Origin of the sequence: Cylindrospermopsis raciborskii Cr2010, assembly GCF_003367075.2 — a bacterium.
GTDB classification, from domain to species: domain Bacteria; phylum Cyanobacteriota; class Cyanobacteriia; order Cyanobacteriales; family Nostocaceae; genus Raphidiopsis; species Raphidiopsis raciborskii.
This window is the reverse complement of record NZ_CP065936.1, coordinates 2,667,787-2,691,738: the sequence shown is the minus strand read 5'-3', so window position 1 is coordinate 2,691,738 and position 23,952 is coordinate 2,667,787. Positions and strand designations below refer to the sequence as shown.

The window sequence follows — 23,952 nt, the reverse complement described above, 5'->3', positions numbered from 1 at the left end:
GTTGAACCTATTAATTAATTAGGTCTGCTATGGATAATTGACGTTGCTTGCTTAGTTCCTGTATTCGCATCTTGTCAGCATATATAGTTTGGGCATAAAGACTATACTGATCTGGATCCGTGCTGGGATCTGTTTTCTGCCAAAGTTCTAAAAAGTGACGATAGCGATTTTCCCTAAATACTTTTTCCATACAGGCGATCGCAGCTTGAACTAGTTGACTTGTGCGTAGTAAGATTTCTTGTTTATTCTTCTCATTCAGTTGAAATATATGCTGAACCGGACCTAGATCATTTTGTGTTTCCAAATAGAGGTTCTGTAATTGAGAAATTAAATCTAGGGTTTGTGAAGGGAACTGCAAACTTTTTTCCCATAAAAAACGATGATGGGAAACACTAAATTCCAAATTACTGAATCCCAAGGTTTCGATGATTACTTGACGCTCTTGAGGACAATGGAGAAAAATTCTTAATAATAATCCTTCAGCTTGCTCCAACAGACTGGGTTGAGGATGGGATATTTGGTGTGTGTTTGGGGATGTGGTGGAATCTGGTTGAGGAGGGCGTGGAGTTGGTGTGCGACGAGGTGCAACCTGAGTGATGAGATTTTCCACTCTCAGGGGTATTAATCTAGTATCCCCTAAACTGAGGATTTCCGCACAGTGAGAGATATAGTAATTCAAGGTGTCACTATTTAAAATTTTTTGCAATAGCTTAACAAACTCCCTACTCACCAATTGAAAATCCGTAGGTTGTCTTAAATCTCGACCTTGAATAACTTGTGCAATTTGCCAGTCCAACCACAGGGGAGCGTCAACTAATAATTGCCCATAGTCTGTTACCGAGTGATTTTTTAAGTATTCATCCGCATCCTTACCATCAGGAATATGCAAGATTTTTAACTGTACCTCACCCTTATATGCCAAGTTGCTGATTTCCCCAATTGCTCGTTCTGTGGCATTAATCCCCGCCTTATCTCCATCAAAATTTAGCACTAATTGTTTTGATTCACTATATCGCAATAATAATCTTACCTGTTCCAAACTCAACGCCGTACCCAAAGAAGCTACCACATTATTAATTCCATTGGCATGGAGTGCGATCGCATCAAAATATCCCTCTACAACCACCGCCTGATCCAATTTAGAAATAGCATCTTTAGACACATCCAGAGCGAATAGGGTTTTACTCTTATCAAATAATTCTGTTTCGGGAGAATTCAAATATTTTGGTTGTTCATCAGTCAAAGTTCTACCACCAAAAGCAATCACCCTACCTTGAACATCACGGATGGGAATCATCAACCTATTACGAAATACATCATAATAACCACCACCTTCCTTTCTTGGTTTAATCAAACCAGCTTTTTCTACCAGCTGGGCGGGGTAATTTTTATTTTCCACCAGATAATGATATAAAGTTTCCCAACCTGGAGGAGCATAACCCAAGGCAAACTTTTCCACAGTCTCTGTTTTTAAAAACCGTTTTTTTTGTAAATATTGTAGTGCTTGTTGACCTATATCCTGTCTTAGAACATGTTGATAAAATTGACTCGTAGATGCTAAAACCTCAAATAATTGCTCCCGCAAAGATAACTGACGTTGTAATTCCTGTCTTTGTTCTGGTGCTAAAGTTTTCACAGGAACTTGATAGCGTTTAGCTAGATCCAGAACCACTTCTGCAAACTGCCTCTTATTCAAGTCCATCATAAACTTAATAGCATTTCCGGAAGCCTGACAACCGAAGCAATAGTATATTTGCTTAGTAGGACTAACAGTAAAACTGGGGGTTTTCTCCTCATGAAAAGGACATAAACCGACAAAATCCTTACCTCGTCTGCGTAAAACTACATAATCTGAGATAACATCCACAATGTCCGCACGATGTTTAACCTCTTCCACGGTATCTGGGTGTAAACGGGGGATTTGCATTTCTTCAGGAACTATTTATCGCACAAGTTCATAGTACCATTAAAATTAGTAAAATGGGATTGCTGGAGTAAGTCAGAATTTCCTTGACAATCCCGGACACAGCTGCATTGTCCGGGAACACCCGGAAGGATGCTGTGTGAATGTATCAGCTTAACCATAGGAATTCATCACAATGGGACGTATTTTCATTTCTGCTGCACATGGGGGTAAAGAAGATGGCAAAATTGACCCGGGAACTATAGCTGGGGGTACGACAGAATCCAGGGAAATGATTTTGTTACGAGACCTAATTGTTACAGAACTGCGAGGTCGTAACCTAGAAGTTTTATCTGTTCCCGATGATTTAAGTGCTGTCCAAACCATCTCTTGGATTAATTCTCGTAGTCGCGCTGGTGATGTGGCGCTAGAAATTCACACTGATGGTGCTAATAACCCCACAGTCAGAGGTGCGGGAGTGTTTTATATTGCTAACAACACCGAGCGGAAACAAAATGCAGAAATACTGTTAACAGGTTTGTTGCGTCGCGTCAATCAATTGCCCAGTCGAGGAGTGAGACCAGACACGGATAGTGGTTTGGGGAGGTTACAATTTTGTCGTCAAACCAATCTTCCTGCATTACTGATGCAGGTGGGGTTTATCACCAGTCCAGAAGACCGGAATTTATTACAGACTCGTCGTCGAGATTTTGCCCTAGGAATTGTTGATGGATTAGTTGGTTGGAGTAAAATCATTGCTCCTCAACCTGAGACTCCTGTAGATGCCAATTATCTGGCAATTAACATTAATATTAATGGGCAAAACTATGGTGAACAAGGAATATTAATTAATGGTAATTCCTATATCCCCGTAGACCTAGTAGATAGACTGCGCATTGATTTATCACGGGGATCTAATATTAATCGTGTAACTTATCGTCGTATTGTTTATGTTAAAGCCATCGAACTGCGGGAGTTTAACATTTCTATTGCTTGGGATAGCAGCACCAAAACTGTAAAACTGCGGTCAGTTTTGGCCATTTGTGCTGGACATATTGATCAAATAATTTCCAATGGTAGTACGACAGAAGTGCAACTACAACTGTTTTTGCGCAACAACAACGAAAATGCCTTAAATCAGTTTGGAGATATACCAAAACTCTATCGAGAAGAAGCTACATTAGAGGGTGTAAATCATGACATTGCCTTTTGTCAGATGTGTTTAGAAACCGGATTTTTAAGATTTGGCGGTGATATTAAACCACAACAAAACAATTTTGCCGGTTTAGGAGGAATTAGTGGTGGTGCAAAAGCAGCTTCTTTTAGTAGTGCCAGAATTGGTGTTAGAGCCCATATTCAACACTTAAAAGCATACGCAAGTTTGGAACCATTAGTGCAAGAAGAAGTAGATCCGCGTTTTAGGTTTGTGACCAGGGGAGTAGCACCCTCAGTGGATCAACTTTCTGGGAGATGGTCAGCGGATTTAGACTATGGAACAAAAATTAAAGCCTTGTTCAAAAGACTATATGAGTCAGCAGGACTAATTTAGCTGGTCTAATTCAGGGGGGTCTAATTCGGTGGTTAGACGCGTTTTTTCAATCCTTCTCCCCATTGATTTTTCGCATAGTCTTCAACCTTATGGCACAATGGATCCGAGTTCTCAAAAACTAGTCCCTAAACAGATTATTTCTAGCATGACTGCAATCACCAATCTTCCTAGTCTTTACGAACCCTTCTCCACAGAAGCAAAATGGCAAACATCCTGGGAAGAAAATCAAATTTACAAAGCAAATCCTAACCACCCCGGTGTGCCATACTGTGTTGTTATTCCGCCTCCAAATGTCACTGGTAGTTTGCACATGGGTCATGCCTTTGAAAGTGCGCTAATTGATGCCCTGGTGAGATATCATCGAATGAAAGGAAGGAATACACTATGGCTACCTGGTACTGACCACGCAAGTATAGCAGTACAAACTATTTTAGAAAAAAAACTTAAATCAGAAGGTAAAAACCGCTACGAATTAGGTAGAGAGAAATTCTTAGAAAGGGCTTGGCAATGGAAAGCTGAGTCTGGTGGTACGATTATTAATCAGTTACGACGTTTGGGTGTTTCAGTGGATTGGTCACGGGAACGCTTTACCTTAGACGAAGGGTTATCAAAAGCTGTTTTAGAAGCATTTATTAAACTTTATGAAGAGGGGTTAATTTACCGTAGTAATTATTTAGTCAACTGGTGTCCAGCTTCCCAGTCTGCTGTATCGGATCTAGAGGTAGAACCCAAGGAAGTAAATGGTAATTTGTGGCATTTTCGCTATTACCTTACTGATGGTACTGGATATGTGGAGGTAGCTACCACTAGACCAGAAACCATGTTAGGAGACACAGCAGTTGCAGTCAACCCAGAAGACTCAAGGTATAAGGATCTAATCGGAAAAACCCTAAATTTGCCGATTATGAACCGACAAATCCCGATTATTGCTGATGAGTTGGTTGATCCTGCTTTTGGTACGGGATGTGTGAAAGTTACCCCCGCCCATGACCCTAACGATTTTGAAATGGGTAAGCGCCACAACTTGCCGTTTATTAATATTATGAATAAAGACGGTACTCTTAACGACAATGCGGGGGAGTTTCAAGGACAAGACCGATTTGTTGCTAGAAAGAATGTAATTAGTCGTTTGGAATCGGAAAATCTACTAATAAAAGTAGAAGAATATAAACACACAGTACCTTATAGCGATCGCGGTAAAGTTCCTGTTGAGCCCCTACTTTCTACCCAGTGGTTTGTGAAAATTCGTCCTTTAGCGGACAAAACCCTAGAGTTCCTAGACCAAGAGAACTCACCGGAATTTGTCCCCCAGAGGTGGGGAAAAGTATATCGTGACTGGTTAGTTAATCTAAGGGACTGGTGTATTTCCCGTCAGTTGTGGTGGGGTCATCAAATTCCCGCTTGGTATGCTGTGAGTGAAACTGGGGGAGAAATTACCGACAGCACACCCTATTTTGTGGCTCACAACGAAATGGAAGCATTAGAAAAGGCCCGAGCTTTAGGGTGTGAAAATGTGCAACTAATTCAAGATCCGGATGTATTAGACACATGGTTCTCCTCTGGGTTATGGCCATTTTCTACCCTGGGATGGCCAGAAAAAACCCAGGATCTTGACACATATTACCCCACAACTACTCTAGTTACGGGCTTTGACATTATATTTTTCTGGGTAGCAAGAATGACCATGATGGCTGGACATTTCACCGGAAAAATGCCTTTCCAAACTGTGTATATCCATGGTCTTGTCCGAGATGAGAACAACAAGAAAATGTCCAAGTCAGCTAATAATGGGATTGATCCATTATTGTTGATTGACAAATATGGTACGGACGCTTTACGTTACACCCTAGTAAAAGAAGTGGTTGGTGCAGGTCAAGATATTCGTTTAGAATATGACCGTAAAAAGGATGAGTCAGTTTCAGTAGAAGCATCTCGTAATTTTGCTAATAAATTATGGAATGCGGCCAGATTTGTGATGATGAATTTGGATGGACAAACACCGGAGCAGTTGGGGGAACCCCAAGGGATAGAACTAAGTGATAGATGGATTCTTTCCCGTTATCATCAAGTGGTAAAACAAACCAATAACCATATTGATAATTATGGGTTAGGGGAAGCAGCTAAAGGGTTGTATGAATTTATTTGGGGAGACTTTTGTGATTGGTATATTGAACTGGTAAAATCCAGATTACAAAAGGATGCAGATCCCGTATCTCGGAAAACTGCCCAGCAAATACTGGCCTTAGTTTTATCGGGAGTGTTAAAGTTATTACATCCTTTCATGCCCCATATTACGGAAGAAATTTGGCAAACCCTCACCCAACAACCAATAGACAACCGGCAATTTTTAGCCTTGCAAAGTTATCCAGAAGCGGATGATAAATTAATTGATTCTGAGTTAGAAGAGCAGTTTGATTTATTGATTGCTACCATTCGTAATATTCGCAATTTGCGTGCGGAAGCTGATGTTAAACCTGGGGCAAAAATAACTGCTAATTTAGAAAGTGATAGCGAAAAGGAAAGAGCAATTTTAGTTGTTGGGCAAGATTATATCAAAGACCTAGCTAAGGTGGAAACTTTAACTATTAATATTCCTCAAGGGACTAAGGGGATTGAGGAAGAACCAGAAGTTAATGTAGGAACTGATGTAGGGACTAATATCGCGAATAATCTCGGGAATATCTTCAAGAATAGCGAGATTTTCAGCAGTCCCTATTGGGATAATTTCAGAACCCTAGCCATAATTTTGGGTGTGTTGGTGATACTCAAAGTTGCCTTTTTTGTGGGCAATACACTATTGAGTGTACCACTTTTTGGAGCTTTATTTGAAGCTGTGGGTTTGTTTTATGTAGTTTGGTTTGTTTTGCGTCATTTGGTCAATTGGAAAGCCAGACGGGAATTTTTGCACAAATACCTTCCAGCTCCCTCACAAACACCAGCATCGGAAACCAAATCTACAGAATCCACAGAACCTAGCGTCAGTGTGAAGGAAAATTCGATTTCAGGTGTGGTAGGTACAGTACAGATAGTAATTCCCCTAACTGGGGTGGTTGATGTGGAGGTGTTGCGAGCCAAATTGGAAAAAAGCCTAGGTAAAGTGCAAGCAGAAATAGATGCTTTAACTGGAAGGTTGAATAATCCTAACTTTGTTGACAAAGCTCCCCCAGCTGTGGTGCAAACCGCTAGAGATACTCTAGCAGAAGCAGAAAAACAAGCTCAGATTCTCAGGGAGAGACTCGCTGATTTATTGTAGGGTACATTAAGTCGGTTTCTAACCGACTATTATAAAAAACACCAGAGGTTGGAGTTAATAGTTTGATTCAAGGAAATGGGTTTAACATCAAAAAAGATCATTACAAAATTTGGAGGATTTAAAAAAGTTAGGAATAAGTGGGTGGGTGGAATTAAATATAAGATCAACGTAGGTTGGGTTGAGGAACGAAACCCAACAAACCAACCGGATATAAGTGCATGATCAAATTTATCTACCTACATTCATTGTAGGTTGGGTTGAGGAACGAAACCCAACAAACCAACCGGATATAAGTGCATGATCAAATTTATCTACCTACATTCATTGTAGGTTGGGTTGAGGAACGAAACCCAACAAACCAACCGGATATAAGTGCATGATCAAATTTATCTACCTACATTCATTGTAGGTTGGGTTGAGGAACGAAACCCAACAAACCAACCGGATATAAGTGCATAATCAAATTTATCTACCTACATTCATTGTAGGTTGGGTTGAGGAACGAAACCCAACAAACCAACCGGATATAAGTGCATGATCAAATTTATCTACCTACATTCATTGTAGGTTGGGTTGAGGAACGAAACCCAACAAACCAACCGGATATAAGTGCATAATCAAATTTATCTACCTACATTCATTGTAGGTTGGGTTGAGGAACGAAACCCAACAAACCAACCGGATATAAGTGCATAATCAAATTTATCTACCTACATTCATTGTAGGTTGGGTTGAGGAACGAAACCCAACAAACCAACCGGATATAAGTGCATAATCAAATTTATCTATCTACATTTATTTATATAGGGATAAAAAAAATTAGGGGGATGAGATAACTTTTTTTATGGTCGAGGGGATAAAAATGTGGCAATATGAGGGTTAAGTATAATGGAGTGTGAGCATCTGTGGAAAAGTGCAAAGACTTCCATTGTTAGGGTATCACATCCAAAGGTCAATAGTCAACCCCACCAAATGAAAATAAATAATAGCTGAAATTGCATCTGTTGTAGGACTTACATGATACTATAACTCAACTCTAAATATGTAAACTTATGAATATGGTAAATTCGCCAAATCCTAAATCTTTTGTGTATACTCGAAAAACACTATCTAGAGCAGAGCGAGCCCTCATCTGTTCACCCTTTCGCCTCAAACTCTTTCGAGACATGCAAAGTCAAAGTATTCCCCAAGGAGCGATCGCCACAGTAAATGGTGTCCAACAGGGTTATACCCAAGTTAGTCTCTCAGGGTTAAGATGTGATAATGCTTTAAGTTGGTTGATTGAAGTCGGGGTATTACGTCGAGAAGTTGATGGACAGGGAATCACCGATCGATTTCGTCTCACACCCCTTGGTCATCAATTGGTGGAAAAATTTGCCCACCAACCCTGGACTAGAGCTTCATGGGGCGATCGCCTGCAGGATGCTATAACTCGTTGGTTGCGTCTACCGTCAATCTAAATTTCGGATGGAAGTATGAAATCAATTATGGTGGTGGGAACAACATCCCACGCGGGTAAATCCCTAATCACAACAGCTTTGTGTCGTATCTTTTCTCAAAATGGATGGCGAGTGGCCCCCTTTAAAGGTCAAAATATGGCTTTAAACGCCTATGTCACTGCCAATGGTGGAGAAATAGGTTACGCTCAAGCTGTACAAGCTTGGGCAGCTAAAATACCTCCAACAGTAGAGATGAATCCAATTTTACTCAAGCCCCAGGGAGATATGACTTCTCAGGTCATTATTAAGGGAAAAGTTGTAGGTAAGGTTAGTGCTACGGATTATTATGAACAGTATTTTGAAATAGGTTGGCAAACGATCCAAGAGTGTCTGAAACAGTTAAGCTCGGAATTTGATTTGATTGTTTGTGAAGGTGCTGGAAGTCCTGCGGAAATTAATCTCAAGCATCGAGATCTAACTAACATGCGGGTGGCCAAATATCTAGGAGCATCCACGATTCTCGTAGTTGATATTGATAGAGGTGGAGCTTTTGCTCATGTGGTTGGTACCCTGGAATTGTTAGAACCAGAGGAACGAGCTCTAATCAAGGGGATAATCATCAATAAGTTCCGAGGAATGCGTTCTCTGCTAGATCCGGGAATTACATGGTTAGAAGAAAGGACGGGAATTCCAGTAATTGGGGTGATACCATACATTTCAGAAATATTCCCCGCAGAAGATTCCCTAGACTTATTGGATCGCAAATCCACTAAATTTCAATCTGATCTGAATATAGCAGTTATCCGATTACCCAGAATTGCTAATTTCACCGACTTTGATCCATTGGAATCGGAACCAACAATATCAGTGAAATATATAAGTCCTAAACAGGAGTTAGGATATCCTGATGCGGTGATTATTCCAGGGACAAAAACCACCATAGCCGATCTAATTGTGCTACAAAAAAGTGGCATGGCGGAAGCAATTCAACAATATGCGGCCAGTGGAGGTACAGTTTTAGGTATCTGTGGTGGGTTTCAAATGTTAGGTCAAGTAGTAGCAGATCCAGAAGGAATTGAGGGTCCACCTGGTAAATATCAGGGACTAAACCTATTGCCAATTAAAACCATAATTACAGGGCAAAAAACCGCTCGTCAACGTCAGGTAATTTCCAATTATCCCCAGATGGGTCTACCCATACAGGGATTTGAAATTCACCAAGGACGTTCTCGCATGGAAGAACCCACGGATAAATCCAGTCATGAATCCCCCTGTCATCCTCTATTTGATGATGCTAATTTAGGTCTAGTAGATAATTGTCAATCAATTTGGGGTACTTATTTACACGGAATTTTTGATAACGGAGCTTGGAGACGCAGTTGGCTAAATCGTCTTCGTCAACAGCGCGGTCTTAAGTCTTTGCCCACTGGTGTTGCCAATTACGGAGAACACAGAGAAAAGATTTTAGATTCCCTAGCTGCTGAAATTGAAAGCCATTTGAATTTGAGTCCTCTAACTAACATTGACACCACCAGATTGTAAAAACCCTTGATCTCATATTCCCATTTATCATGACGATTAATATTCGCTTTTTACCAGATAATGTTACCGTCACAGCCACAATAGGAGAATCTCTATTAGATGTGGCACAAAGAGCAGGAGTGTCCATCCCCACTGGCTGTTTAATGGGGACTTGTCATGCTTGTACTGTAGAATTAGATGATGGTGAAGTTATCCGGGCCTGCATCACACCTGTTCCTGCAGTAACAAAGGAACTAACCATACATCTTTTTACCGATCCCACTTGGTAGGAATGCTAATTTGACTGTTAGTAGTTTTGAAATACCAGATTTCCATTATTGTTGGGTTTTCTCCACCCAACAGGAAATTTACCAAATATGACCAAATTATGTGGGGTTGTATAACTTAAAATGGTTACACAATTGCATTAATCCCTTGTGAACAAGCTGTTATGGGTCATTGCTGGTATCTGTTTCCTTCTGTTCCCCTTCATTATTTTTAGCTTGCGATCGCTTTGCGACAGCAGAAACCAACTATATGCAAAACCTATCCGAACTACTGTGTCGGTATAAAGCTATAAGTAAAATCTATTAAGTGCAATCTCCCGCAGGGAGTGCTTCGCAATCGCCCATAGCATACCATTGTGGTATATATTTGATTTGCATTTATAGATTTTTTGAGGTAAATCAATATGTTATTTATTTTTCCACAAACAGTTCATAATTAAGTATAACTACTATAGTGGTTATAATCTTATATAAGTTAGTATTGTTCTACATAAAGTTTTTGATACAAAGGTATTTTTCTATGTCAAATTTCAAGTTTTCCAAAAGTCATAATCCTGAACTAGATGCTGCACGAATACAGCATGATAGCTTACCCAAAACTGAATATGGTAAAGGTAAGAGATTGTCAAAAGAAAAGCTGGAGCAAGATAAAAAGAAAAGTTATGAGAAAAGTTACCGATTGGGACAGCTTTTATATTCCGCTGTACAGGAACATTACTCTTACTTAGAACAAGCCAAATTTCTTGATAGTCTTATGAAAGTGATAACACATCTTGGTGATAACGCCAGGATATTTCCCGATATGGACTATGATGATATTTGGTATACAGATTACTATGACCTCATAGAATTGGCTAAAGATATGGGTCTAGGAGATTATACCTTACCTCACTGGCCTGAAGAATCAAACCCATTTCATCGCTATTTAGAACTAACGACTTCTGATTTAGTTCAAATAACTCTGATTTTTGTAAAAGAGACTGTAATTGACTAATATAAGTTTGGAGCAGATTTGAATAGTTAGATCCAGTATTTATTCAGAGAAACTTTGAAATCAAGAAAGAGATGAGCCTATGCAAAACAAAAGCAAGATGGGTCTTTCTATGAAAAGGACGACCACTGCCAATGATGGACTCTATCATTGCCGCGATCGCTCTTCAGAATTCCTTAACCCTAGTTACTCGTAATGAAAAAGATTTTGCAGGGATAGACGTAATTATGTGAATCTCTTGGGGGAGTAAGCTGGCCGTAACAGAAAGACCTTTTTCAGGTCTTACCCAGGAATAGGAATTTATTTTATATTTTCTCTGGGTCAATACCAAGGGAACGTAGATAGGCAACTAGTTTTTCTTTTTGTTGGCGTTCCCGAGTAGCGATAGCTTCTGCTTGCTCTTTAGCTTCCCGCAAGGGGAGTGGTTAAAGGTTGGCGCACAGTTGATAAGAGGGGGTGCAGGGTTGGAAAGTAGTCTCATCTGACTAATTTTAGCATTTGTTTTTGGTTTTGTGTTGGTTTTTAAAAGTATCTGTGGTCTTATTTAGTAGTATATAATGACAAGGGTGTGCTTCGAAATCGCATTTATATATATCCTGTTGGTTTGTTGGGTTTCGTGCCTCAACCCAACCTACGATTACTCCTTTACTAACGATCGCTATAACGACGTACTAAATTTTTCACAAATGATAAGCTGACCTTGAATCTTTCTGCCAACTGGCGTTGAGATCCCTCTCGAGCAACCCATGCTACAATCACTGTGGTCTTATTTAGTAGTATATAATGACAAGGGTGTGCTTCGAAATCGCATTTATATATATCCTGTTGGTTTGTTGGGTTTCGTTCCTCAACCCAACCTACGTTCATCTTGCGTTTAATTCCACTCACCCACTTATCCTAAGCAGCTAGGTCTAAGGGGAAGTTGTGCGCATTACGCTCGTGCATTACTTCCATACCTAGGTTAGCGCGGTTGATTACGTCAGCCCATGTACCGATTACCCGTCCTTTAACTACGAATAACGGTAATAGTGCGTCCCCCCGGACTAATAGCTTCCTCCGTACTAATTCTCTCTCCCATGGGTGGTAACCCCGCACGGCGATCGAAAATCACTAACCAACCTGTATCTAATCCTAACCCATCCAGATATTTATCCAATTGGATCAAACCCTGGGTTAGCGGGTCTAACTTTTCTTTCCGCACCTTTAACTCTATGCCCATCACCACTTTGCCATAGCGTAAACAAATATCCATCCTTCCAGAACCAATGGCATATTCTCGTTCTAACGTACCACCACCATTTACCACCCGATGTAAAAATGCCATTAACACTAAATGGGGAGCAATCTCATGATAGGGCGCACTTTTGAGTAGTGGTTCCCCATGTTGTCGCCAAAACTCCAGAAATGCTTCCAATAATTCATCGGGTAATAGTTCCCCCTGTTCATTTAGCCAACGAGGTTCAATAACTCCAATGGAAACCCTGGTTGTGTAACTCAACACCAAAGGTAGAACTTCCTGATAAATTGGATTGGCAATTTCTAAGCCATGTCCCCGGTCTCGACACAGTCCTAAATCCAGGACATAACGAATATCATCCTGTGGTACATCAGGTAAATCTTCACCTGCTAAAATTGGTTCAATAATGGTTTTGACTCGCTCTTCCCGTAATCTTTCTGCCAAACTATCTAAATGGGTATCCTGGCGCTGAATGAGATTTTCCTTAGCCTGGTTAATCACCTCAGCGGTAATGGGTTGGGTTATATCTTTCACTAAAACCTGGGTAGCTTGACGAGCTAGGGCGTTAACTAACCACGGTTGTCCATCGGTTAAATAAAATGCCTGTTGAATTGCTTCTGGGGTAAATACCTGTCCCGTAGCTTGTGTATGTTGTAAGTAAAGTTCTTCTACTTCACGTAAGGTAAAATTATTTAAAGTTAAGGATTCAGCCTTGATATTGAAGGGACTGGAGGTATTAAGTCTTTCACTTCCACCGGATTTAACCTTATAGTCCCGCACATCCCGCATGCCAATTAACCCCACCGAATGGGGAAACCCCTGGGGACGACGGGGAAAACCGGAACGTAATTGTCTTAAAATAAAGATTAAAGCTTCATCTGTTAGGGAATCTATTTCATCTAAAAAGATTACAAGAGGTCTTGGAGATTGGCCAGACCACTCACTTAAAGTTTTGCCTATTCCTGAGTCTGCTCCACGCTCTGGCCAATAGGATGGTTGCAGTTCTTTGGGTAAGTAAAATTTGATCGCCTGTTTCCATTCTTCCAAAATAACCTGCTCCGCTTGCTGGGGATTATGGGAAAACCCTGCTCCTACTTCCACAGAGAGCATGATGGCGGTGTATTCCCCACTATCAGTCAATTCTTGAGCTAGAGCTATCATAGCCGTGGTTTTGCCTACTTGTCGCGGTGCATGAATGATAAAGTAATTTTCTCCATCAATTAGCGCTTTCAAATCCGGTAGGCGAGCAGTGGGGGAGAGCATATAGTGGATATTAGCTTTACATGGTCCAGCAGTGTTAAAGTGTTTGGGCATGGTGAGAAGGAGTTTTTAAAAAATAACCTTACCGATTTTATTCTAGAATCTCTATAGGTGAACTCATAAGGGATCCAGCACCCAACACCCTCAACTCATGGCATTACTCAAATAATACGCCATAAAAAAAGCCCCGCACCAGGTGAGGAGCTTTTCATTTACCAGTAAGTAGGGAGGCACAATTATTTGTAGGATGCCCATGGGGGCGTTGGGTTTCGTTCCTCAACCCAACCTACGTTCATCTTGTGTTTAATTCCACTCACCCACTTATCCTATTCATCTTTACATAGTTTGGTCTTTTAACGCCAACTTACTTATTGGTTATTAAATAACCGTTGATTGCGGGAGCAGTCAATGCTACAGGAGCTACATTTACATAGCTAATTTACCCAGCATGATTAGGTAAATTATGAGGATCAATTCCTTGCGATCGCAAATAAGCTATTAACCTTTCTTTTTCCTGACGTTCCTGTTCAATCAGTTCTAAAGCCCAAGGTAACAAATTACCTGTTTTATCCCACCATCGCAACCAATAGCCAGTACGTCCTTCTTTTGTACCTTGCCAAGTTCCTAAAAATAGTCCCATTGACTTAATCCAATGACGACCATTTTCGTCTGGTTGCTTTAATTCATAACGTTCATCTTCCAGTTGATAATATTCTAATAATCCTCCATCTGGATCAAAAATGATATAAATAGGAACTTGCAAAATCTGTTCATAAAAAAACCATTTTCCTGGCGGATAGGTACGTTTAAATGAGTATTCTCCGCCTTCTTTATCTGACAAAAATTCCATAACCAAAGCCGGTATATCCCCTTCTAAATGGGGTGTATAGCTTTTGCGTCCTGGCAATATTTCTTTAACTGAAGGTATATATAGCCAATCTGGTGCTTTAGCGATAAATTGAGCATTTAATGTGGCACATAAGGCAAAATTAGCAGCAATTAACATCTGTGGTTGAATAAAACCACTGATTTCTAAACTTTCACATAAAGCACCTGCTAAAAGTGGTTGTCCTATATTGTCCACTGGTTCATCCTCTCGTTGAAAATCATTGGGTAACGCTTCCCATGAGATAACCAGTCCCGTCTGTGATTTACTTTCACTGAGTAGGGTTGCCATAAAAGTTACCTTTGCTCGATTTATTTTTATTCTATCAAAGCTTGTGGGAATGGAAGTGGGAATGGGCGATTGCGAAGCACTCCTTATGAGTAATCGTACTATTTAGCGTCTAATGTGTGAGTATTTTCTATATTAGCACTTCTTATGTAAGCACCTTTGAGGTCAGCACGTTCAAGGTTAGCATCTTCAAGGTTAGCACCTAACAGATCAGCATCTTTAAGGTTAGCACCTTCGAGGTCAGCACCTTCAAGGTTAGTATCTTCAAGGTTAGCACCTGACAGATCAGCATATTTAAGGTTAGCACCTTCGAGGTCAGCATATTTGAGGTTAGCACCTGACAGGTTAGCACCGTTCAGATAAGCATATTTGAGGTCAGCGCGTTCAAGGTTAGCATGTGACAAGTCACATTTTATACATATATTAGTTTCTAAAAGTTTTTCCAAATCAGACTGGCTATAGGCATAACTAGGACTAGTGCTAAAGCTAAAAGAGGAAACAAGAAACAAGGTCAATATCAGAGCTAAGGTGAGAAATCTTTTCATTGTTTTAAATCTGTAACCAAATTATCAAGAGAAATTATACCTGACTTTTCTTCTCTACAAAAGACCAACTAATAGAAATAACCGCATGGTTCAGAATGGTGGGCGATTGCGCAGCACTCGCTACGCGAGATCGCAAGGCACGCTCTCATCTAGGCACGTTTCATGTTCGGTTCCCGGTTCGTAAAAGGTTGACGGTAAACGTTTTCCGTCAAAGGATGAATCAGTTATTTCAAGGGTTTTGGGATATTTGGAGGGGCATTTTCTAAATGCACGCCCCTCAAAATCTTCAGAATTTTCCCTGAGGAAAACTGGCGCTCTTCTTTTTAATCTAAACACCGGAAGATAAACTTAGGTTGGGTTGAAGCATGAAACCCAACACCCCCATGGGTTACACTACTGCTAACCCATCCTATTAAACTTGTGTAGTCATGCGATCGCACGGAAAACCCTCGCAGGATGTGTATTCTCCTAGGAGGAAAACTGGCGCTCTTCTTTTTAATCTAAACACCGGAAGATAAACGTAGGTTGGGTTGAAGCATGAAACCCAACACTCCCATGGGTTACATTACTGCTAACCCATCCTATTAAACTTGTGTAGTCATGCGATCGCACGTAAACCCCCACAGGATATGTATTCTCCCGGGAGGAAAACTGGCGCTCTTCTTTTTAATCTAAACACCGGAAGATAAACGTAGGTTGGGTTGAAGCATGAAACCCAACACCCCCATGGGTTACACTACTGCTAACCCATCCTATTAAACTTGTGTAGTCATGCGATCGCACGGAAAACCCTCGCAGGATGTGTATTCTCCTAGGAGGAAAACTGGCGCTCTTCTTTTTAATCTAAACACCGGAAGATAAACGTAGGTTGGGTTGAAGCATGAAACCCAACACTCCCATGGGTTACATTACTGCTAACCCATCCTATTAAACTTGTGTAGTCATGCGATCGCACGTAAACCCCCACAGGATATGTATTCTCCCGGGAGGAAAACTGGCGCTCTTCTTTTTAATCTAAACACCGGAAGATAAACGTAGGTTGGGTTGAAGCATGAAACCCAACACCCCCATGGGTTACACTACTGCTAACCCATCCTATTAAACTTGTGTAGTCATGCGATCGCACGGAAAACCCTCGCAGGATGTGTATTCTCCTAGGAGGAAAACTGGCGCTCTTCTTTTTAATCTAAACACCGGAAGATAAACGTAGGTTGGGTTGAAGCATGAAACCCAACACCCCCATGGGTTACACTACTGCTAACCCATCCTATTAAACTTGTGTAGTCACGCGATCGCACGTAAACCCCCACAGGATATGTATTCTCCCGGGAGGAAAACTGGCGCTCTTCTTTTTAATCTAAACACCGGAAGATAAACGTAGGTTGGGTTGAAGCATGAAACCCAACACCCCCATGGGTTACACTACTGCTAACCCATCCTATTAAACTTGTGTAGTTATGCGATCGCACGTAAACCCCTCGCAGGATGTGTATTCTCCTGGGAGGAAAACTGGCGCTCTTCTTTTTAATCTAAACACCGGAAGATAAACGTAGGTTGGGTTGAAGCATGAAACCCAACACCCCCATGGGTTACACTACTGCTAACCCATCCTATTAAACTTGTGTAGTCATGCGATCGCACGGAAAACCCTCGCAGGATGTGTATTCTCCTAGGAGGAAAACTGGCGCTCTTCTTTTTAATCTAAACACCGGAAGATAAACGTAGGTTGGGTTGAAGCATGAAACCCAACACCCCCATGGGTTACACTACTGCTAACCCATCCTATTAAACTTGTGTAGTCATGCGATCGCACGGAAACCCCCCGCAGGATGTGTATTCTCCTAGGAGGAAAACTGGCGCTCTTCTTTTTAATCTAAACACCGGAAGATAAACGTAGGTTGGGTTGAAGCATGAAACCCAACACCCCCATGGGTTACACTACTGCTAACCCATCCTATTAAACTTGTGTAGTCATGCGATCGCACGGAAACCCCCACAGGATATGTATTCTCCTGGGAGGAAAACTGGCGCTCTTCTTTTTAATCTAAACACCGGAAGATAAACGTAGGTTGGGTTGAAGCATGAAACCCAACACCCCCATGGGTTACACTACTGCTAACCCATCCTATTAAACTTGTGTAGTCATGCGATCGCACGGAAACCCCCACAGGATGTGTATTCTCCTAGGAGGAAAACTGGCGCTCTTCTTTTTAATCTAAACACCGGAAGATAAACGTAGGTTGGGTTGAAGCATGAAACCCAACACCCCCATGGGTTACACTACTGCTAACCCATCCTATTAAACTTGTGTAGTCATGCGATCGCACGGAAAACCCTCGCAGGATGTGTATTCTCCTAGGAGGAAAACTGGCGCTCTTCTTTTTAATCTAAACACCGGAAGATAAACGTAGGTTGGGTTGAAGCATGAAACCCAACACTCCCATGGGTTACATTACTGCTAACCCATCCTATTAAACTTGTGTAGTCATGCGATCGCACGGAAACCCCCCGCAGGATGTGTATTCTCCTAGGAGGAAAACTGGCGCTCTTCTTTTTAATCTAAACACCGGAAGATAAACGTAGGTTGGGTTGAAGCATGAAACCCAACACCCCCATGGGTTACACTACTGCTAACCCATCCTATTAAACTTGTGTAGTTATGCGATCGCACGGAAAACCCTCGCAGGATGTGTATTCTCCTGGGAGGAAAACTGGCGCTCTTCTTTTTAATCTAAACACCGGAAGTAATCCCACGCTTTTCTATAGTCCTCTATCCTATCACATTTCTCAAAGGGTGCTTGATAGATGATACTTTGGTTCGCAGGATTATTAGATAAGGTCTGATTGACAATAGGTACTTCAACTGTACCAGTAGTCATATCTTTTATATCTTCCCATATATCTTCCCATCCCGGGGATTTAGTTTTAGGGTTACCTTTGCGGGGTAAACCTACCCCCACTAATCCTTTATTAGTCGTAAACACTATTCTACCATTCATGTCATAATAGGTGTCTTTTTCGTACTGTTGCATGACAGGAAACTGGACTCGATAGATGGTATTCAATTCATCTAGGGTCATACCTAAGCTCATAGCAGCTAATACATCTATTTCTAATAAAGCCTGTCTGCGGTCATAATCCGTACGTAAGGCATTATTCCTTTGCCAAAAGGGTGTAAGTTGACTAAAGAACTGACCGTTTAATCGCGGATCCTCTCTTTTACTCCAACTCTCTTGGGTGTATTCATTATGCCAGTTTTCCTCCCATAAATCCCCGTAGTATTGTGTTAGGCAGTTTAGTGCTAGGGTACGTATGTGTAATGAGGATATAACATTAGGATAGGGAAATTGGGAGAATGATTCATTAGACATCTCCGGAAATAGCCAAAGCGTTACCAATACTACTTTTTAAGGTGAGACACCCCAATACAAAAGTAGCTGACTGGTATGCTAAAATAAGCGTTAGAGATGCCTCTTGTTGGGAATTAACCAAAAGATAACACCTATGTGAGATAATTTATTTTTAGCCAAGTCCAAATCTTGATAACTAAAATAAGTAGGTTCCCATTCGGAAACGAACAAGTCCACAAATAGTCATGATTACCTGTTCATACTTACTTGAATTTAATCGAAATCTTTCTTGTGCCACTCTGAATATTTTCACTACACGAATTAAATGTTCAACAAAAATTCGTTCGGAAGCTAACTCTTTATTTTTTTCTTTTTGTTCAGACGTTAATTCTTGGTTTTTAGGTTTTTTTGTCGGAGTTTTCATTAACTCCTCTCCTTGATAAGCTTTATCACCACTAAATTTTTGTTTTTTATCAAATATATTTCTGGTTTCACGGAATAAATTTACATCACTTTTTGGACCAGGTTTACCCGCTACTACATCAACAATATCTTTACCATTTGGTAAAACGATTAGTTGACTTTTTCTAGTATGACAGGCTTTTTTACCTGAATAATATTTTTTTTGTTCTTGGTACTCTCCAGGTCTGTCTATAGGCTGTTCATAGCTATCCACTATTAACTCAAATTCTGTTAATATTTCTTTAACGACTTCGTAATCACTGGAGTTTTTTTTTACCTGTTCTAGCAAACTTGGTGGCAATAATTCTCCTATTATTGGCAACCAATAGTTAAAGATATCATTTGCAGTTGTTTCACTTACTCCAAATTGAATACCTAGTAGCTGAAATGTTGTTAACTGCCGTAAATATGTTAATGTTAAGATTATTTGCTCCGACGGTGATAATTTGGGTTTGCGCCCTCCACCGCCTTGAATAATTCGGGTTTTTTTTGATTCAACCAATTGTTGTTTCTGATGATGCAGTTTTATGGCTTTTTCCAAAAGTTGCTGTAACTGCTCATACTTCAGACCCAATAAACGGTGTGATTCGTGAGGATTATTCTGGATATATTCAGATATGTTGCTCATAATAAGTTGCCAAAAATACCATTTCATATTATTTTATCACACTTTGATTCTTTTTCGGAGATGTCTATTATAAAAATCACCTTTTCCTGTTGTTTTGATAAAAAAATCATAGGGTAAGGAGGATGATAGTCCAGTAACTGATATGAGATGTTTGGTATTTTCAAATGTGAAAGAAATACAAGTATGAACATGTCCAACTTGTTTAGGGATAATTGCTGGGATTAAGGTTCTTTCACCCGATTGACTTAACCTTCTTCTATAAGCAACCCGATAAAAATCAGTGACGGGTTTTTGCTCACCCCAGGGAACACGGGGGGTGCGGTCAAGATAATCTCTGGGAGTGCAGTCTGGGACGTAATTGGTGCGGGGGAGATAATCTGGGGGAATTTGGGTCAGGTCAATAACATCATAATCACTTTTGGTCTTACAAACCTTTCTGGGGGTTTTATTTAAAGGATTACCCACAAAGAAATGGGGGCCAGATAATATCAACTGTTCTGCACCCTGGGCAAATTGGGTGTTACGCTTAATAGTTTGGTCTTTTTGCGAATTGGTTTCATGCCACATTTCTGTAGCAAAATACTCACCCTGTAAATCACCTAAGCGCCTTTCTTGGGCTGCAAATTTCTCCAGTACCCCCATTAACTGCTGGGAATGTAAGGTTGGCAGTCGCGCTTCTTCCCCTGGGGTTCCCTCATCATCATAGAGTTGGGAAAATAGATTTAGTCTCTCCCTATTTACAGTGATAATTCTCTCTTTGTGTCCCTGTACATTCCACTTATTTGATTCATCTTTAATTCCTTTCACCTCCCCCTTACCATCATGCTCTAAACACTCATCCACGGTTTTACTGGTAAACAGGTTAGCTATGGTTGTAAATTCAGGTAATTTCTCTGAACCATAGACATTTAAACTGTATTTAACCCTATGTCCTATAGGAAACAGAATATATTGATTTTGAAACTGAAAATGATAACGCAATCGCTGATAAATTGCCCTACGTAACCTTCCCCCCTTGGGGTCATCATAAACCCCCTCAGGATGTAAAAAAGCTGACACTCCTCCTTCTCTGGTGTATCTCCACCCCTGGGGTAAAAAACACTTAAATAAATTAGTTTGTGACCCTTTTAGCAATGGATAATTCTGTTCCGCATTGAGAAAATTCTTGGTTCCGCTTATCTCTTCATACTCTTGTATATATGCAGCCCTCAATCCAGGATGTCTATCAAAAAGCTCCTCCCGCTTTTTCGCTAATTCACTCGCTGATAGGTTGCGGATGGCTATCCTGGGGTCATAATCCCCTAAAATTCCCCCTTCTTTCCATTCCATCTTTATCCAGGGGGGATTTCCTAATATGAGGTCAAAACCTCCTCTCTCCCAAAATATATCTGCAAATTCTAGTTCCCAATGGAAAAATCGCTGGTTGTTAACAACTTCATCTACTATCTGTAACCGAATATTCTTCTGCTTTAATTTGTTTAAGTTAACAAATCCCCATTGATTAATAAACTCTTCCCCCTCTTGTGGGGTTTGGGTCTCAGGAAATAGAGATAGCTGTCTGTTACTATCCAGCAACATTTCTGTTTCGCCTAAAATAATAGCTAGGTCACAAAAAAACTGCTCTCTGTCTGGTAATTCCTCTGCTTTTTCTATGGGCCAAAACCAAAGGGCGCACCAGTAGTCCATGACTAGCTTTAATCTCCTATAGGATGTGGCGTTCTCTATCCCTTCTGCAAGTTTCTCCTGGTCATGAATCTTATCTTTCTTCTCCAGGGCTATTTCTTGCTTTTTTTCTTCCTCCTGTCCCCATATATTTAGACTGTCTGTGGTTCTTTTTCTAATTCTTTTTAACTCTTGGGCATAATGATGCCACAGTTTATCAATTCTCTCACTTAATGTATGGGCATAGCTCCCTTGCTCGTCTGTTAATTCTTGACAAAACTCTTTTCGCCAATTATCTATTTTCTTGAGGTTCTCCCCAGTCATCTTTTTTATGATTTTATCTGTATAGTTCCCCATACCCGGATCTCCCAACAGAAAATGAAAAATTCCCCCTTTGGGTAAATTTTTCCCCAAGGATAGTTGTTCTGGTTCTTGTTCATACCACTTGGTATTTTTACTACTCTTGCTCTTTTTCTTTTCCGTAATATTGTTTAAGTAGTAGATTTGTCTCCTGGCTCCTATTAAGGAGTTTCCGCACTGCAACTGGAAGCCAAACCAAGGAATAAATATGTTATCTTTATCAGCTTCTGACGCATAAATACAATTTAACCATAGGGATACTTCTGCTAGTTCCATGGCTATAGGATTTTTATCAATCCCAAATACATTTCTATCGGCTAGGAGCATCTTAATCTTTTGTTGCTCTCGCATGGCTTGTTCATGACTTATTAACTCTCCTTTTTCTTTTTGTTTCCTTTCCAAATACGTTTCTGCTAACTGGTCTATTACCTCATTTAAAAAAGCTGCACTCCCCATGGCAGGTTCACATATAGTTAGCTCTAATATATCGTCTGCTTGCTTACCCTCTAATAGTTCTTTTAAAGCATATTTAACTAAACATTTGGTTAAACTTTGTGGAGTATAGTAACTAGCACTCTTTTCTCTATCTCTCCCAGCTAACCGAAACAAAAATTTCCCTTTGGGATGTTTACGAAATTCCCCTTTCTCCCAATCTATTACCAACTCCTCTTGCTTAAATTCATCCATCCGATGTTCTGGAATAAAATATGCTACTTCCAGATCTTGTTTTAAATTCTCTTTTTCCAGATCTTGTTTTAAATTCTCTTTGGCCTTTACTGTTTTCCCCCGGGTTACATTCCCCCTCTCATTAGTTTCTAGGTCTTCCTCTTCCTGTTCTTCTGACTCATCTCCAGATTCCTTTTTATTCCACGGTTGCACTTCATATAAATCCTCTTGGGCCAAAAAGGCAGAAAGACTTAAAAGACCTTCATATACTTCCCCTAACTGGTTTACACCTAGTTGGGCGTAGCTAATTCTCCCCCTTTTCCCCTCTTGTGTTGATAGGGACATTAACCGGATTATTTTTTGGAGGGCTACATTACGAAATTTAACTTCGTTTAGCATTTCTGTGTTTTTGGGATCAAACAGATGACTTTGCAAGGAGGGGAGACGAAAGGTCTTATGAATGGGTGTATCAGCTAAAGAGGGGTTTTCAGTGGTTAGTTGTTTTTGTTTATCTAATGGATAGCCTGACCACAGCAATTCAAAGAGTAACCTAATTGACCAATCTAGGTAATAATTCTCTTCATCTTCTTCTGTTAATTTAGCCAGTTCTACATCTCGCAATGCTTCTAGGCTATATCCTTGACGGTAAACATCAGATCCCATGGGTATATATCCTAGGTCTGGTCTGGCTTCTATATAAAATAAAAATAGCAATCTATATATCCATCTTAAACATTCTTTTTTTAATTGCTGAGGGTCTATTTCTACTACACCCTGTTCTTTTTGTTTTTGATTATCGAATACTCTCTTTCCTGACTTTTGCCAGTAATAAATGGCCTCATTCCCTAGTATTTCAATGGCTTCTCTTAGGGCAAACTTTAAGTTTTCGGAAATACTATAACTATGTCGGTAGCTCTTTTCTTCTATTATATCTAATAAGCAAGTACCGTCTTTTAGGACAATAGATTCCCGATGTAATAGGTTAGCAGTTACCATGAGAGATTTCTTATCTCTTTCTTCTAATAACTTTGCTAAATCAAATCTAATTAATCGAGAAGCATTCCACTTATAACGGTCTATTAATACTATTTGCTCCATATTTATCAATATTACCCATTTTGGGGGTGCATTCTGGGCAAAAATAGCGTCGTTTAAAAGCTCTTCTAAATTTCCTTGTACTACTTGTGGTTCCCGGGAGGATTTTTTCCCCTTTTGAACTTTACTGTTAAGTAGGTAGGTGGAATTAATTTCATTAATCTGCTCTTGATTTATTTCTAAAGAGAGAATATCACTGGTTTCTATACCCAGATTAAAAGCAGATAATATCCACACGTAGGGTTCGCCAGAGTTTTTCTTGACCTCCGCCACAATAGGTAATATTCTATCGTCATCTAATAACTTAAAATCTATTTTATATTCATAGCCTAAAATAGATAATAGCTTTCTTATTAAATCACTTTGTAATTCATACTTCTCTTGTTGGTTTGTAGTTCTTTCTACCCTATTCCGAACCTGAAAATACTCTTGTTGTATTTTTTCCAAAAGCTCATAAGCTGGTTTCTCTTCAGTTTCTTTGCTTTTTACATCTACATCTTTACTCAGCAAGGTATCTACATAATAAGGCGCATAAAACTCATTTTCAATTGAAATTCCTACTAGTGCCAT

The 23,952-nt window shown here is 40.2% G+C and carries 14 protein-coding genes and 1 pseudogene; 6 read left to right on the top strand and 9 right to left on the bottom strand.

Features of this window, described 5'->3' with window-relative positions:
• Positions 1-10: 10 nt before the first annotated feature.
• Complete coding sequence (gene dnaG / locus C6N34_RS12250) at positions 11-1,927, bottom strand: DNA primase (protein WP_115538641.1); 1,917 nt, start codon at positions 1,925-1,927, stop codon at positions 11-13.
• A gap of 172 nt (positions 1,928-2,099) precedes the next feature.
• Between dnaG and tftA the strand changes: the two genes are divergently transcribed.
• From tftA to C6N34_RS12220, 6 genes are all read left to right on the top strand, one after another.
• Positions 2,100-3,452 (top strand): hormogonium tapered terminus morphoprotein TftA, encoded by a 1,353-nt coding sequence (tftA, locus tag C6N34_RS12245; RefSeq protein ID WP_115538640.1) that lies wholly within the window; start codon positions 2,100-2,102, stop codon positions 3,450-3,452.
• Positions 3,453-3,597: 145 nt separating this feature from the next.
• The gene (locus C6N34_RS12240) at positions 3,598-6,705 is read left to right on the top strand and encodes a valine--tRNA ligase (RefSeq protein ID WP_115538639.1); all 3,108 of its coding nucleotides are present in this window, start codon (positions 3,598-3,600) and stop codon (positions 6,703-6,705) included.
• Between the two features lie 1,052 nt (positions 6,706-7,757).
• Complete coding sequence (locus C6N34_RS12235) at positions 7,758-8,165, top strand: Npun_F0494 family protein (protein ID WP_115538638.1); 408 nt, start codon at positions 7,758-7,760, stop codon at positions 8,163-8,165.
• Positions 8,166-8,180: 15 nt separating this feature from the next.
• The gene (cobQ, locus tag C6N34_RS12230) at positions 8,181-9,686 is read left to right on the top strand and encodes a cobyric acid synthase CobQ (RefSeq protein WP_115538637.1); all 1,506 of its coding nucleotides are present in this window, start codon (positions 8,181-8,183) and stop codon (positions 9,684-9,686) included.
• A 29-nt stretch (positions 9,687-9,715) separates the two neighbouring features.
• Complete coding sequence (locus tag C6N34_RS12225) at positions 9,716-9,955, top strand: 2Fe-2S iron-sulfur cluster-binding protein (RefSeq protein WP_006277162.1); 240 nt, start codon at positions 9,716-9,718, stop codon at positions 9,953-9,955.
• Between the two features lie 517 nt (positions 9,956-10,472).
• Positions 10,473-10,946, top strand: a complete 474-nt coding sequence (locus C6N34_RS12220) for a hypothetical protein (RefSeq protein ID WP_115538636.1) — start codon at positions 10,473-10,475, stop codon at positions 10,944-10,946.
• 645 nt (positions 10,947-11,591) lie between these two features.
• On the opposite strand, the gene C6N34_RS12215 is transcribed toward C6N34_RS12220, so the two are convergent.
• From C6N34_RS12215 to C6N34_RS12180, 8 genes and pseudogenes are all read right to left on the bottom strand, one after another.
• Positions 11,592-11,831: a hypothetical protein gene (locus tag C6N34_RS12215; RefSeq protein WP_236107037.1), complete on the bottom strand. Its 240-nt coding sequence runs from the start codon at positions 11,829-11,831 to the stop codon at positions 11,592-11,594.
• Between the two features lie 9 nt (positions 11,832-11,840).
• Positions 11,841-11,951: pseudogene (locus C6N34_RS12210) on the bottom strand (photosystem II q(b) protein); the annotation flags it as partial.
• Positions 11,950-13,494 carry an AAA-like domain-containing protein gene (locus C6N34_RS12205; protein ID WP_141303269.1) on the bottom strand — a complete coding sequence of 515 codons (1,545 nt, stop codon included), beginning with the start codon at positions 13,492-13,494 and terminating at the stop codon, positions 11,950-11,952. The gene C6N34_RS12205 and the pseudogene C6N34_RS12210, both read right to left, overlap by 2 nt.
• 385 nt (positions 13,495-13,879) lie before the next feature.
• Entirely contained in the window at positions 13,880-14,617 is a 738-nt protein-coding gene (locus C6N34_RS12200) for a Uma2 family endonuclease (RefSeq protein WP_236107035.1), read from the bottom strand.
• 98 nt (positions 14,618-14,715) lie between these two features.
• Complete coding sequence (locus C6N34_RS12195; RefSeq protein WP_236107033.1) at positions 14,716-15,159, bottom strand: pentapeptide repeat-containing protein; 444 nt, start codon at positions 15,157-15,159, stop codon at positions 14,716-14,718.
• Positions 15,160-17,885: 2,726 nt separating this feature from the next.
• Complete coding sequence (locus C6N34_RS12190; protein WP_236107031.1) at positions 17,886-18,530, bottom strand: hypothetical protein; 645 nt, start codon at positions 18,528-18,530, stop codon at positions 17,886-17,888.
• 175 nt (positions 18,531-18,705) lie between these two features.
• Entirely contained in the window at positions 18,706-19,599 is an 894-nt protein-coding gene (locus C6N34_RS12185; RefSeq protein WP_057178093.1) for a transposase family protein, read from the bottom strand.
• Between the two features lie 36 nt (positions 19,600-19,635).
• Positions 19,636-23,952, bottom strand: a complete 4,317-nt coding sequence (locus C6N34_RS12180) for an Eco57I restriction-modification methylase domain-containing protein (RefSeq protein WP_236107030.1) — start codon at positions 23,950-23,952, stop codon at positions 19,636-19,638.